We start from the raw sequence: 13,213 nt of genomic DNA on the forward strand, positions 1-13,213 counted from the left end.
TTGAGAAATCCTACATAATTTCAGTTATTTATTAATAATAATTATAAAAAAGTATTGATTTTTTACTGAGAAGTGTTATCATTGTATTTATAATAATTCTAAATAACTTTTGGGGGGATACAATTGACGAATAAGAATCATTTGACGACCAGTTGGGGAGCACCAGTAGGAGATAATCAAAATTCCATCACAGCAGGTTCACGCGGTCCTACCTTGATCCAGGATGTTCATCTATTGGAAAAGCTTGCGCATTTCAATAGAGAACGAGTGCCTGAGCGTGTAGTTCATGCGAAAGGTGCAGGGGCTCATGGATATTTTGAAGTGACAAAGGATGTTACAAAGTATACGAAAGCTGCTTTCTTATCTGAGGTCGGAAAACGCACTCCTCTTTTCGTACGTTTTTCCACCGTTGCAGGTGAAAATGGATCTGCAGATACTGTCCGTGATCCTCGCGGCTTTGCAGTTAAGTTTTACACAGAAGAAGGAAACTATGATCTTGTCGGGAACAATACACCGGTCTTTTTCATCAGAGATGCCATTAAGTTTCCTGATTTCATCCATACACAAAAAAGAGATCCGAAAACCCATCTGAAAAATCCAACCGCCGTATGGGATTTCTGGTCGCTTTCACCTGAATCCCTGCATCAGGTTTCTATATTGATGTCCGACCGCGGTATCCCCGCAACCCTGCGTCATATGCACGGTTTCGGCAGCCATACATTTAAATGGGTTAATGCTGAAGGAGACGGCGTATGGATCAAATACCACTTTAAAACAGAGCAGGGTGTAGCAAATCTGGCTCCGGATGCAGCGGCTAAAATTGCAGGGGAAAACCCTGACTACCACACGGAGGATCTGTTTAACGCGATTGAAAAAGGTGATTTCCCTGCATGGAAACTGTATGTTCAAATCATGCCGCTGGAAGATGCCAATACGTATCGCTTCGATCCATTTGATGTCACCAAGGTATGGTCACAAAAGGATTACCCTCTGATTGAAGTGGGAAGAATGGTGCTGGATAAAAATCCGGAAAACTACTTTGCAGAAGTGGAACAAGCAACCTTCTCACCAGGAACACTGGTGCCCGGTATCGACGTTTCTCCCGATAAGATGCTGCAAGGCCGTCTTTTCGCCTATTCGGATGCCCACCGTTACCGAGTAGGAGCAAATCATCAGGCACTGCCGATCAACCGTCCTAAAAATGAAGTGAACAATTATCAGCGTGACGGGCAGATGCGTTTCGACAGCAATGGCGGAGGTTCAGTGTACTATGAGCCGAACAGCTTCGGAGGCCCTAAAGAAACACCTGAAAATAAACAGGCCGCTTATCCTGTATACGGCGTTGCCGAAAGTGTTGGCTATGATCATAACGATCATTATACACAAGCTGGAGACTTGTACCGCCTATTAAGTGAGGAAGAACGCACACGGCTTGTTAACAACATTGTGGAAGCGATGAGGCCGGTAGAAAAAGAAGAAATTAAGCTTCGTCAGATCCAGCATTTCTATAAAGCAGATCCTGAATATGGGAAAAGAATTGCGGATGGACTTGGTTTAGCGATTCCGCAACAAGCGCTTTAATTCGACTTTTTTCTCAATTGTCATAATGAATTCTCAATTAACAAGTATCCGCTGACGAGCGGATACTTGTTTCCAAACTAAGAAAAAAGAGGATGTTGACCGTGGATGCGGAGCAATTGACCAAACAAAAGTTAAAAGAAAGCGGCTTGCGGGTCACCCCTCAAAGGGTGCTTATTTTACAGACGATCATCTCTCCGGGGCAGCATTTGACGGCTGAAGAAATTCATCGGCAGCTTCCGTCGTTCATTACACTGGCTACGGTTTATAATAATCTGAGATCATTTGTAAACTTAGGCATCATCAACGAGTTATCCTTTGGTAATGGCAGCAGCAAATATGAAGTAGCAGGCGAAAAGCATTACCATGTGATCTGTGAATCTTGCCATAAGATTGTCGATTTCAATTACCCGAGATTGATTGAAGTAGAATCTGCAGCTTCAAGATTAACGGATTATGTCGTGGACCATCATACGTTGGAATTCTATGGTTTATGCAACGAGTGCAGAAACAAATCATAAAAAGTGAGGACTGTGATCATGGCTGCTGCCGAACATACCGAATGCCCCAAATGCCATAGTGAGATTAAATACCTGAAGCACAGCATGCGGTGCAAATGCGGAATGAGATTAATGACAAAACATCAAATGAAAATAAACACAAAATAAATCCAGCCGGATGTAAACGGCTGGATTTTTATTTTAACTGCAGATTGTAATCTCGTCATGATCAACACAGCGGGTGTTTTCGCAGATGAGACGTGTTTGGAGGCGGTACGTAACCATCGGGGAGGAGCATATAAGGTTTTCGGGCAATTGATAGGACATTGGGATTTCTATGCTGCCATCGGGGGGGAGCTCTTTAGACATATAGATGGTAGTGACGGATTCAATCATACGCTCTGTATGATCTTCTTCGTTCTGAACAATCAGGTCACATTCGAGCCGTTTGATAATTTGTTTCATCCATCTTCCTTTAAGAAGAAAAGATCCGTTGACCTTTTCTCCAGGCTTTAATTCATAGGAATCGAGTTTAAGATCGATGGTAGCCTGTCCGAGCTTAAAAAAGCTCATGCATTTTTTTAACACGCAATGTACCTCCAGTAACAATATCAAGTGAAAAAACCTTTACTGATGCCCTTCAGTAAAGGTCTCGGTATCCTTTTTATGGCTTGAAATTTTTTTCTCAATGATTCGACTCTCATTGTAAACGGATGGTAATGGGGTGTCAATAAAATTTGTGAGGCAGGATTGTGAAGTTTTTTAGGAGTAAAAATCCCATATTCTAAGTTTGTGCTCCTCATGAATATAATCATGCTGATGAGGTTGATTCCGTTCACTGAAAGGTGATTTCGCAGGATGCCTTACAGGGGGTGAACATAGAGTTGCAATTTTATGAGATAGCTGACAGATTACAAGGATTGAAGGAGCATTGTGTAATTGCCACACTCCTTCACGTGGAAGGTTCTTCTTACCTGAAGGAAGGGGCGATGCTGCTATTTCATCAAGACGGCAAAACGGGAATGATCAGTGCAGGGTGTGTAGAAAGCGATCTGGAGGAACGAAGCCGACAGGTTCTGTTGGACGGCCAGCCGCAATATGCTGTCTATAACCAAAAAAGTGATGAAGACCTTTTATGGGGAACGGGGTCGGGCTGCAGCGGGGTGCTTTATGTTTTAGTGGAGAGGGTAGACGAAAATCTTCGCGGCCAGCTTCTTGATGTGAAACGGTCCCTGGAAGAGGGAAAGACAGTTCTGCATCGCAAGGAATGTTTGAGTGATGGCAGGCGGCTAATCATTAAAAATTTCTTTAATAAAGAGATGAAGAAGGAAACCATTATCAAAAACGGACTTATTAAAACGAATGGAGAACACATGGTCTTTTCGTATCGGTTTGAATCCAAGCGGCGGCTGGTCATTTTCGGAGCGGGAGAAGATGCGAAGGCGGTGGCTAAATTGGCATCGGAAACGGGATGGTCTGTAACCGTTTGTGACTGCCGTTCGGCGTTATGCAACCATGATGAATTTCCTTTTGCGGATCACTTAATCGTTGGTTTTCCTTCAGAGCTTTTTGATAAGCTTGCTCTTAACTCTGAAGATTTCGCGGTAATCATGTCCCATAACTTTCAGCAAGACAAAGAATTTCTGTCTCTGATTCTCAAAGAAAATCTTCGCTATGTTGGTGTGCTCGGGCCGCGTAACAGGACAGAGGGGCTATTGGAAACGAAACAAATACCAGCATTCCTCTTTTCACCGATAGGACTTCCTATCGGTTCATCAGGTCCCCATGAGATTGCAGTAAGCATTCTCGCAGAGCTGATCTCGGTTTATCGGCTGGAAAAGCGGTCTGAAGGAAGTATTTTATGAGAGAAGCAAAGATTGTAGCTGTTTTTCTTGCGGCGGGCAAGAGCGAGAGGATGGGTTTCCCGAAGCTGTGGCTTCAGTTAGGCACGGAATGTCTGGGAAACTGGGCGTTCCGGGCAGCTGTTCAATCGTTGATCGACCATACTATTGTAGTGACGAGAGAGGATGATCGCCTCGACTGGATGGACTGCTCATTCCATAAAAGTCCTTATCACCGAAAATGGAGTCAGCTGACATGTAAAGATTCAGTACAGGGACAGTCTTCTTCTCTTGTTGCCGGGATAAAAAAAGCAGAAGAGCTTTTACCCGACGGAATCATCGTACTTCTTGCGGACCAGCCTTTTATTACGAAAGAAATGATCAATGAACTGATCCTTTACTTTAACAAAGAATCCCCATTGGCGTTTGTGGCAGCATGCCATCAAAAACGAATGAGGCCACCGGTGGTTTTTTCAAGGCACCTGGCAGCACAGGTGAAAGGAATATCCGGAGACCATGGTGCACGCCATATCTTTAGAACTAATAAATATTTAAATGGCAAGATCGTTCATTACAGTAACCCTACTCTTTTTTCAGATATTGATACTCAAGAAGATTACAAGGAGGTCAAAGAACAGATGCGGGGGGAGGATAGCCGTGGACTACATTGGAAAAAGTGTAATCCGGCAAGAAGCCTGGGATAAAGTGTCAGGCAAGGCAAAATATACGGCGGATGACTCTTCGCCAGGTATTCTCCATGCCAAATTGGTCGTCAGCCCTTATGCCCACGCCCGAATCAAGAGCATTAAAACAGAAAAGGCGTCTCAAGTTTTTGGTGTGCGGGCCGTTCTTGCCGGGGAGCGTTTTCCGCTTACAGGTGAAGAAATTCGTGACCGTCCGCCTTTGGCAACCGAAAGAGTAAGGTATCACGGTGAGGCAGTCGCACTTGTTGTAGCTGATACACCTCATCTGGCTAAAAAGGCTGCGGATCTGATTGAAATCGAATATGAACCATTGCCCGTTGTCAATAATCCGACAGAAGCTTTGAAAAAGGACGCTCCCCTCGTACACGAACAATTAGGGACCTATCAAAAAGAAGAAAGAGTATACCCGGTGCCTGGCACCAATATCGCAAACCAGACAAAGATCCGGAAAGGAAATATGGAGAAAGGGTGGGCAGAAAGTGAAGTAACAGTGGAAGAATACTTTTCGTTTTCACCCTCTGATCATGCGGCCATGGAAACAAGGTGTTCTATGTGTGAGATTCGATCGAACGGGGACGTCGTCATCACGTCTTCTTCCCAGGCTCCTTTTATGATCAAACGGCTGATTCATGAGTACTTTGAAGTGGATATAGGGAAAGTAATCGTGGAAACTCCGTTTGTAGGAGGCGGTTACGGCGGCAAAGCCTCCATCCAGCTTGAATTGCTCGCCTATTTGGCATGCAAAGCGGCAGGCGGGAGAAAGGAACCATTGAAGGTTTGAAAGGGACACCTATCCAGCAGGCCTTTGTTGAGCACTTTGCCTTTCAATGCGGGTACTGCACTCCGGGATTTATTATGAACTGCCACGCGATGCTGAACACAGTTCCGGATGCCAATGACGATACAATTGCCGAGTGGCTCAATTCCAACATATGCCGCTGTACGGGGTATCAGGAAATCGAAGGAGCGGTGAGGTCGATCGTTAAGAAAAATCAAATGAACAGAAAACGACCATAGTCAGCCACTCCGGCTGATTTTTTATTTATTTACCAATTCGATCTTGTATTCTAATAAACTAGTTTAATTTTAAAAAGGAAGGGAAACGTTCTATTGTGTTTACATAAATTTATAGTTTGAAAACGAACATACAAGGAGGAAATGATCATTGAGTACGAACGATCCGAAAAGCGGCAGCGGGGAGAATAAGAAGGAGAAGCAGCTTCAGGCATTCAGAGTGAATAATAAAGGAAAAAAACTGACCACCAATCAGGGGCTTCGCGTTTCAGAGGATGAACATTCCTTAAAGGCCGGTGTAAGAGGACCAACATTATTGGAGGACTTTCATTTCCGTGAAAAGATGACTCATTTTGACCATGAGCGCATTCCTGAGAGGATTGTGCATGCAAGAGGTTATGCAGCGCACGGTGAGTTTGAAGTCTATGAATCCATGAAAGAGTTTACGAAAGCTGGTTTCCTTCAGGATCCATCTGTAAAAACGCCGGTCTTTGTCCGTTTTTCTACGGTTGCCGGTTCACGCGGGTCTGGTGATACCGTCCGCGATGTGCGAGGCTTTGCCACAAAGTTTTATACAGAGGAAGGCAACTATGATTTAGTCGGCAACAACATCCCTGTCTTCTTCATTCAGGATGCCATCAAGTTTCCGGATCTCGTTCATGCGTTTAAGCCGGAGCAGCATAATGAAATTCCTCAGGCATCCACTGCTCATGATACGTTCTGGGATTTTGTTGCCAATAATTCGGAATCGGCATGGTAATGTGGGCGATGTCCGACCGTGCCATTCCCCGCAGTTACCGTATGATGGAAGGTTTTGGTGTGCATACCTTCCGTTTTGTAAATGACCAGGGACAGGCCCGGTTTGTTAAGTTCCACTGGAAGCCGAAGCTGGGTGTTCATTCCCCTGTTTGGGATGAAGCGCAGCGTCTTGCCGGTAAGAATCCAGACTTCCACCGCCAGGATCTTTATGAAGCCATCGAAAAAGGAGATTTCCCTGAATGGGAGCTTGGTGTACAAATGATCGATGAGGAAGATGAGTTTAAATTTAATTTTGATGTGCTCGATCCGACGAAAGTCTGGCCAGAAGAACTTATTCCCGTGAAAATTATCGGGAAGATGACGCTCAACCGCAATCCTGATAATTACTTCTCTGAAACTGAACAGGTCGCCTTCCATCCGGGACATGTAGTCCCGGGGATCGACTTTTCGAATGATCCGCTCCTTCAAGGCCGATTGTTCTCCTATACAGATACACAGCTTTCCCGTCTTGGCGGACCCAATTTCCATGAGCTTCCGATCAACCGTCCTGTGTGCCCGTTCCATAACAACCAGCGTGATGGCATGCATCGCATGACGATTAATCAAGGCCCGGTAGCTTATCATAAAAACTCTTTGGAAAATAACGATCCGGCACCTGCCGCAGAGGCAGAGGGCGGCTATGTTCATTATCAGGAAAAAGTCGAAGGCCGCAAGGTTCAACAGCGAAGCGACAGCTTCAAGGACCATTTCAGCCAGGCAAGGCTCTTCTGGAACAGCATGACGGAAGTCGAGAAGAAGCATATTATTAAAGCGTTCCGTTTTGAAGTCGGAAAAGTGAAGAGTAAGAGTGTTCAACAGCAGGTTGTCAATCTGTTCAGCAACGTGGATGCTGAACTTGCCGAGCAGATTGCTGCGGGAGTGGGTGTAAAAGTTTCGGCAAGTGGTCAGCCTTCTCAGGAAACAGCGTCTTCCCCTGCATTAAGTCAGGAAAACACGATTAAGACTCCGGCAACACGCAAAGTGGCGATCCTTGCTGAAGACGGATTTGATTTTGAGGAAGTCAGCGAGCTGAAAGATGCTTTGAAACACGCTGGAATCACTTCGGAAATCGTCAGTGAGACGCTTAACCCGATCTCAAGCAGCGATGGCCAGGAGATGGAAGTTGACCAAACGCTGCTTACAAGTGATTCGGTCCTCTACGACGCCGTTTATGTGGCTGGTGGAAAAGACAGTGTGAATAGCTTAAAAGCCGTGAAAGAAGCAACAACCTTTGTCAATGAGGCGTTTTCCCACTACAAAGCCATCGGGGCGTCGGGTGAAGGCACTGCGGCGGGGGTCGATACGGGTGCAGCTGGAGTAGAAATCTTGGAAAGCCGAAATAGCGAAGCCTTTATCCACGCTGTAGCGCAGCACCGCCATTGGGCGAGACAGGTTTAAAGTAAAAACATGAAGCAGCCTATAAACGGCTGCTTCATTTGTATGCAATCATTAAAGGATTACCGATAGGAAAGGCGAAGTAGAAAAATGAAGCAAGAAGGAGGTAAGAAATGATCTCAAGCTTGAAATTTCCAAAAGTATCCTATACGGGATGGGGCTCTATTGAAAAGATTGGTGATGAGCTACAGAACTGGGAACCTGCCAATCTGCTGGTGGTTACCGATGCTGCGCTGCTAAAGATGGGGCTGGTCGAGGAGCAGCTCATGCCATTGCTCAGCGGGTATAACGTAAGTGTTTATACGGATGTAGAACCTGAGCCATCGCTGTCATGCGGACAAAGGCTGGTGGACTATACGCGCAGCGGTGGTTTTGATGGTGTGATTGGACTTGGAGGCGGAAGCACGCTTGATCTTGCTAAGCTGACGGCCGTTGTATCTCAGAATGAAGGCAATGTTGAAGACTATCTTAACCTGGAAGGTACACGTGAACTAACGAATAAAGAACTGCCCAAAGTTCTGATCCCGACGACTTCGGGTACCGGAAGTGAAGTGACCAATATTGCCGTTCTTTCCCTTGAAGGAACGAAGGATGTGGTCACTCATGATTTCTTGCTTGCAGATCTGCGATTGTTGATCCCCAGCTGACGATGACGGTTCCGAAAAGGATAACAGCTGCGACAGGAATCGATGCCCTGACCCATGCGGTTGAGGCGTTTGTTTCCATCCAGGCGAATGAAGCCACTGATGCCCTTGCCGTTAAAGCGATGGAACTGATCGCAGGCTCTCTAAAAAAAGCGGTTCATCAAGGGCATGACCGCCAGGCGAGAGAGGCAATGAGTCACGGAAGCTATATTGCCGGACTTGCTTTTTTTAATGCAGGGGTAGCAGGGGTGCATGCTCTTGCGTATCCGCTTGGCAGCCAGTTTAAGCTGCCGCACGGAGAATCCAACGCGGTTCTGCTTCCTTACGTCATGTCTTACATCGCTTCAAGCTGTCCAGAAAAAATGGACAAGGTACGTACAATCCTCGGCAGTGTTGAAGAAGATCATTTCGACTTATTTTTACGGCTGGTGAAAGAAGTAGATTTGCCAACAACTCTAGCAGAATATGGAATACCTTCTGAAATGATCAAGGATCTGACGAAGGATGCGGTGAAACAAAAACGCTTACTGGCGAGAAGCCCGCTGCCTCTATCAGAGGAAGACATCTTTACAATCTACAAGAATGCCCATACTGGTGCACCTGCAATTCCATCTATCAACTAATCGAAAGGGCAGAAGAAATATGTTTAAAACCATCATTGAACCGCGCGTATCGGAAACAGACGGTGTAGGGCATATCAACAATACGACCATACCCATCTGGTTCGAAGCCGGCAGGAACAAACTGTTTAAACTGTTCACACCGGACAGCTCCTTCCAAAACTGGAAAATGATCATTCTGAACATGAATGTTGACTATGTAGACCAGATCTATTTCGGAAGAGAGGTCGAGGTATATACATGGGTGAAACGAATCGGAAACACAAGCCTGGAGCTTTACGAAGAAATCCGCCAGGATAAAAGGCTATGTGCAAAAGGTACTTCTGTCTATGTCAACCATGATGTCAAACAGCGGAAATCCGAAGTGATTCCTGAAACCATACGGGTTGAGCTTGAGAAACATCGATATAGCGAGAGAGTGCGGAGTAATGCCTAGATGGATGGGCTCATTGGCAGGGAATGAGCTGCTGTGTTTGGCACGTAATTGTTCAAAAGCCGCATGTAAACCGTAAAAAGTGGACGGTAATCGACAATAAGTGGACGGTAAATTCCTAAATCCCGCTTGTAACATCCGTGCTGGATGAAACCAGAGCTGCATGCTCTGGTTACTTTTATGAGCAGTAATTCTGCATGAATCAATGATTATGGATACAATAGGGAATATTAAAAGTAAATAGGGGGTAACATCATGAAAGTTGAGATATGGTCAGATTATGTTTGTCCATTTTGTTATATTGGAAAACGCAGGTTCGAGAACGCGCTGAACGAGTTCGAAGGACGGGAAAACGTAGAAGTTATTTACAAAAGCTTTGAACTTGATCCTTCATTCAAAAATGAAACCAATAAAAACATGCATACCGTTCTCTCAGAGAAATACGGCATGTCTTATGAGCAGGCAAAAGGCATGAACGATCAGATGACACAGAGGGCTCGGGAAGTTGGCTTAGCCTATGATTTCGAAAACATGAAACCGGCGAACACGTTTGATGCCCACCGTGTATCTCATTTTGCCAAGCAGACGGGACGGCTGAAGGAAGTGACAGAACGCATACTTAAAGGTTATTTTACAGAAGGCCACGATATCAGCGACCATGAAACCCTTGCAACACTTGCGGCGGAGGCTGGTCTTGATCGGGAGGAAACCCTTGCTGTATTAATGGAAGGAAAGTTCGCGGATGATGTTCGTAAAGATGAGGCGGAAGCTTCTCAGCTCAAAATCACGGGTGTTCCGTTCTTCGTATTCAACCAAAAGTACGGTGTGTCAGGTGCTCAGCCGGAGGGAGTCTTTACCGAAGTCCTTGAAAAGGTTCGGGAAGAAGAACAGAACAACAGCGCGATTCAGTTGCTTAACGATAACGGGAAGAATAAAAATCAGGATGATCAATGCGCTGACGGTTCCTGCAGCATTTAACAGCAGTCATCCTTCTAGGAGTTGTTTTCATGGTGAATACCGTCCTTCTTAATGAGAGGGAAATTCATGTATCGGATTTTCTTCTTTCAGAAGCCGACAACGGGCTGATTAGAGTAAGTTTCAAATTTAAAGTCAAGCACAGTGAGTATCACGAGATCACTACACTGCTGTACCAAAATGATTTTGAAGTAAAGGTGCCTCAGATGGAACTGCAATTCCAAGCAAAAATCAGCCAGTATTCCACATCCCTCACGGATTTATACAAGGAGAAGGCCGTTGGTGAATTTACACTGGAGCTTACAGAAAAAGAAAAGAATTAAAAGAGAGCGGAAATCCGTTCTCTTTTTTCATGATAAAATAAAAGAAATCAGTAAACAGAGAAAAGGTGTGAGCCATGGAACGGTTTAAAACATCAGCGCTTCTTGATGTAATCAGTGAGCTATTTTCAAATGAAGCTTCCATCGCGGTGACAGATGCAGATCAATACATTTATTATCAGCCAAGCAAAAGAATCAACCTGAAGATCAAACCGGGAGATGCAATTAAGGAAGGCACCATTACGCATAAGGCGCTCATCTCCAAACAAAAAGTATCTCAGTTTATTAACCGGGATATTTTTGGCACTCCTTATTATGGTATGGCGGTTCCATTGATGGATCAAGGAGAGCTGAAGGGGTGTGTCACCGCAATCTTTCCGGCATTAACGAGCGGCAAGACAGTGGTTACGGTAAAAAGCGCAGATGGCTGGATTCCGATTTCGTTCAACGATATTCACTATTTAGAGGCGAAGGACCGGAGAACATATGTGGTCAGTGAAAAGCATACGGGCAGCCATAAGGACACGCTGAATGAATTTGATTTCTTATTGCCAAAGGATGACTTTGTGCGGTGTCATCGCTCATTCATCGTCAACGTTCATCACATCCGTGAGATTTATCCGGACACCCATTCCACATTTTTATTACAAATGGAGAACGGAGAACAGGTGCCAGTCAGCCAGTCTTATGCGAGCTATTTTAGAAATCTGCTCGGGTTCTGAAAAAAACTTTTCTGTTTTAAGAACTGAATGTTCTGTCTTATCTTAATTTTTTGTGTTTTGTCCCTTCAGCTCCGCATGCCAGTTTTCCTTTGCTACACTTATGAAAAGAGAGAGATAGGAGTGGAGAGAATGGAAAGCGTTTACAACAGGATTAGAGATCAACGCTTACATGATCGGATTGTATCAGCAGAGGAAGCGGCATCGTGGATCCAGGATGGGATGACCCTGGGATTGAGCGGTTTTACACGTGCAGGAGATGTGAAAGCCGTTCCCTTTGCGCTGGCAAGGCGGGCAGAGCAGGAGCCGTTAAAAGTAAATGTGTATACCGGTGCTTCTTTAGGATCAGATGTTGATAAGTTGTTTGCAGAGAAGAACATGCTGAACAAGCGCCTTCCTTTTCAGGCGGATGCCACCATGAGAAAGGGGATAAACGCGGGAGATTTTCATTTTGTGGATCAGCATTTGTCCCATACGTCAGAATGGATTCGTTCGAATGTTTTGGAATCTATCGACTATGCTATTTTGGAAGCGATTGCAGTTACGGAAGACGGCATGATCATTCCGACAACATCGATCGGCAACTCCATGGTCTTCTCACAGCACGCGAAAAACATCATCATTGAGATCAATACCGCACAAACCGAACTGCTGGAAGGTATACATGATCTATATGAGCCGGAGAAACAGGGAGAGCGTTCGCCTATCCCGCTGATGAAGCCTGATGACAGAATTGGTGTACCTGGTATGAAGGTAGACGTGGACAAAATAAAGGGGATAGTGTTTACGAATCAATTGGATTCCCCGTCCACCATTGTAGAACCGGATCATGAAACTGTCATCATGGCTCAGCATTTGATCTCGTTTCTTAGGGATGAAATAAACGCGGGCCGTCTGACAGAAAAACTGGCACCCCTTCAATCCGGTATTGGATCGGTTGCAAACGCAGTGTTTCATGGCTTGCTGGATTCAGAGTTTACGGATCTGGAAGTCTATTCTGAAGTGCTGCAGGATGCGGTTTTCGATTTGCTTGACGCAGATAAGGTGCGTTTTGCATCCTGCTGTTCCATCACTCTATCCACAGAGAAGATGGACAAGGTCTTCTCCAACTTTGAAAAATACCGTGACCGATTGGTGCTCAGGCCTCAGGAGATCTCTAACCATCCTGAACTGATCCGGAGAATGGGACTCATTTCGATCAACACCGCACTGGAGCTGGATATATACGGAAATGTGAATTCTACTCATGTGATGGGAACGAGGATGATGAATGGGATTGGCGGTTCCGGGGATTTTGCACGTAATGCCCGTCTAGGTATTTTCGTGACCAAATCCGTTGCCAAGAACGGAAATATATCCAGCATCGTTCCATTCGTTTCCCATGTAGATCATACCGAACATGATGTAGATGTGATTGTCACCGAGCAGGGTTATGCGGATCTGCGCGGTCTATCACCTAGAGAACGCGTGGAAAAGATCATTCAAAACTGTGCCCATCCGATGTACCGGCAGCAGCTGACTGCCTATTATGAGGAGGCGAGGGAAAGAGGGGGGCAAACGCCTCACGTACTGGAAAAAGCTCTTTCCTGGCATATCAACTTTGAACAAAACGGCACGATGCTGCAGAAGGTGGAACAGTCCGTCTAGTCATAAAAAGGGGCTGTCCAGAAAG

10 protein-coding genes and 4 pseudogenes are annotated in these 13,213 nt (G+C 45.3%); 13 read left to right on the forward strand and 1 reads right to left on the reverse strand.

Annotated elements, in window-relative coordinates:
• Positions 1 to 123: 123 nt before the first annotated feature.
• On the forward strand, positions 124 to 1,581 hold the full coding sequence (gene katA, locus ABHN01_RS14770; RefSeq protein WP_429876172.1) for a catalase KatA: 1,458 nt from the start codon (positions 124 to 126) through the stop codon (positions 1,579 to 1,581).
• Between the two features lie 92 nt (positions 1,582 to 1,673).
• Complete coding sequence (locus tag ABHN01_RS14775) at positions 1,674 to 2,099, forward strand: Fur family transcriptional regulator (RefSeq protein ID WP_354005798.1); 426 nt, start codon at positions 1,674 to 1,676, stop codon at positions 2,097 to 2,099.
• Between the two features lie 180 nt (positions 2,100 to 2,279).
• Here ABHN01_RS14775 and ABHN01_RS14780 read toward each other — a convergent pair whose 3' ends face one another.
• Positions 2,280 to 2,666, reverse strand: coding sequence for a sporulation protein (locus ABHN01_RS14780; RefSeq protein ID WP_429876173.1), 387 nt, complete (start codon positions 2,664 to 2,666; stop codon positions 2,280 to 2,282).
• A gap of 296 nt (positions 2,667 to 2,962) precedes the next feature.
• Here ABHN01_RS14780 and ABHN01_RS14785 point away from each other — a divergent pair, with 296 nt between their 5' ends.
• The 11 genes and pseudogenes from ABHN01_RS14785 to ABHN01_RS14835 all read left to right on the forward strand — a co-directional run bounded on the left by ABHN01_RS14785 (position 2,963) and on the right by ABHN01_RS14835 (position 13,188).
• Positions 2,963 to 3,943 carry an XdhC family protein gene (locus tag ABHN01_RS14785; protein ID WP_429876174.1) on the forward strand — a complete coding sequence of 327 codons (981 nt, stop codon included), beginning with the start codon at positions 2,963 to 2,965 and terminating at the stop codon, positions 3,941 to 3,943.
• On the forward strand, positions 3,940 to 4,623 hold the full coding sequence (locus tag ABHN01_RS14790; protein WP_429876175.1) for a nucleotidyltransferase family protein: 684 nt from the start codon (positions 3,940 to 3,942) through the stop codon (positions 4,621 to 4,623). The genes ABHN01_RS14785 and ABHN01_RS14790 overlap by 4 nt, the downstream gene beginning before the upstream one ends.
• A pseudogene (locus tag ABHN01_RS14795) lies at positions 4,577 to 5,386 on the forward strand (xanthine dehydrogenase family protein molybdopterin-binding subunit); the annotation flags it as partial. The gene ABHN01_RS14790 and the pseudogene ABHN01_RS14795, both read left to right, overlap by 47 nt.
• Positions 5,387 to 5,388: 2 nt before the next feature.
• A pseudogene (locus ABHN01_RS14800) lies at positions 5,389 to 5,640 on the forward strand ((2Fe-2S)-binding protein); the annotation flags it as partial.
• A gap of 220 nt (positions 5,641 to 5,860) precedes the next feature.
• Positions 5,861 to 7,833 (forward strand): annotated as a pseudogene (locus tag ABHN01_RS14805) (catalase); the annotation flags it as partial.
• A 110-nt stretch (positions 7,834 to 7,943) separates the two neighbouring features.
• A pseudogene (locus tag ABHN01_RS14810) lies at positions 7,944 to 9,097 on the forward strand (iron-containing alcohol dehydrogenase).
• Positions 9,098 to 9,116: 19 nt separating this feature from the next.
• Positions 9,117 to 9,530, forward strand: a complete 414-nt coding sequence (locus tag ABHN01_RS14815; RefSeq protein ID WP_429876176.1) for an acyl-CoA thioesterase — start codon at positions 9,117 to 9,119, stop codon at positions 9,528 to 9,530.
• Between the two features lie 252 nt (positions 9,531 to 9,782).
• The gene (locus tag ABHN01_RS14820; protein WP_429876177.1) at positions 9,783 to 10,505 is read left to right on the forward strand and encodes a DsbA family oxidoreductase; all 723 of its coding nucleotides are present in this window, start codon (positions 9,783 to 9,785) and stop codon (positions 10,503 to 10,505) included.
• A gap of 29 nt (positions 10,506 to 10,534) precedes the next feature.
• Complete coding sequence (locus ABHN01_RS14825; protein ID WP_429876178.1) at positions 10,535 to 10,825, forward strand: DUF3219 family protein; 291 nt, start codon at positions 10,535 to 10,537, stop codon at positions 10,823 to 10,825.
• A gap of 74 nt (positions 10,826 to 10,899) precedes the next feature.
• Positions 10,900 to 11,544, forward strand: a complete 645-nt coding sequence (locus ABHN01_RS14830) for a LytTR family transcriptional regulator DNA-binding domain-containing protein (RefSeq protein WP_429876179.1) — start codon at positions 10,900 to 10,902, stop codon at positions 11,542 to 11,544.
• 129 nt (positions 11,545 to 11,673) lie between these two features.
• Entirely contained in the window at positions 11,674 to 13,188 is a 1,515-nt protein-coding gene (locus ABHN01_RS14835) for an acetyl-CoA hydrolase/transferase family protein (RefSeq protein WP_429876180.1), read from the forward strand.
• The last annotated feature ends 25 nt before the right edge of the window (positions 13,189 to 13,213 follow it).

It is taken from the genome of Fictibacillus sp. NRS-1165 (assembly GCF_050468105.1).
GTDB classification, from domain to species: Bacteria; Bacillota; Bacilli; order Bacillales; family Fictibacillaceae; genus Fictibacillus_C; species Fictibacillus_C terrinigri.

Excerpts from the sequence above, each read along its gene's own strand:
- ABHN01_RS14775 (WP_354005798.1), top strand. The coding sequence starts at position 1,674 with ATGTTGACCGTGGATGCGGAGCAATTGACCAAACAAAAGTTAAAAGAA.
- ABHN01_RS14825 (WP_429876178.1), top strand. The coding sequence starts at position 10,535 with ATGGTGAATACCGTCCTTCTTAATGAGAGGGAAATTCATGTATCGGAT.
- ABHN01_RS14790 (WP_429876175.1), top strand. The coding sequence starts at position 3,940 with ATGAGAGAAGCAAAGATTGTAGCTGTTTTTCTTGCGGCGGGCAAGAGC.
- ABHN01_RS14835 (WP_429876180.1), top strand. The coding sequence starts at position 11,674 with ATGGAAAGCGTTTACAACAGGATTAGAGATCAACGCTTACATGATCGG.
- ABHN01_RS14830 (WP_429876179.1), top strand. The coding sequence starts at position 10,900 with ATGGAACGGTTTAAAACATCAGCGCTTCTTGATGTAATCAGTGAGCTA.
- ABHN01_RS14820 (WP_429876177.1), top strand. The coding sequence starts at position 9,783 with ATGAAAGTTGAGATATGGTCAGATTATGTTTGTCCATTTTGTTATATT.
- ABHN01_RS14815 (WP_429876176.1), top strand. The coding sequence starts at position 9,117 with ATGTTTAAAACCATCATTGAACCGCGCGTATCGGAAACAGACGGTGTA.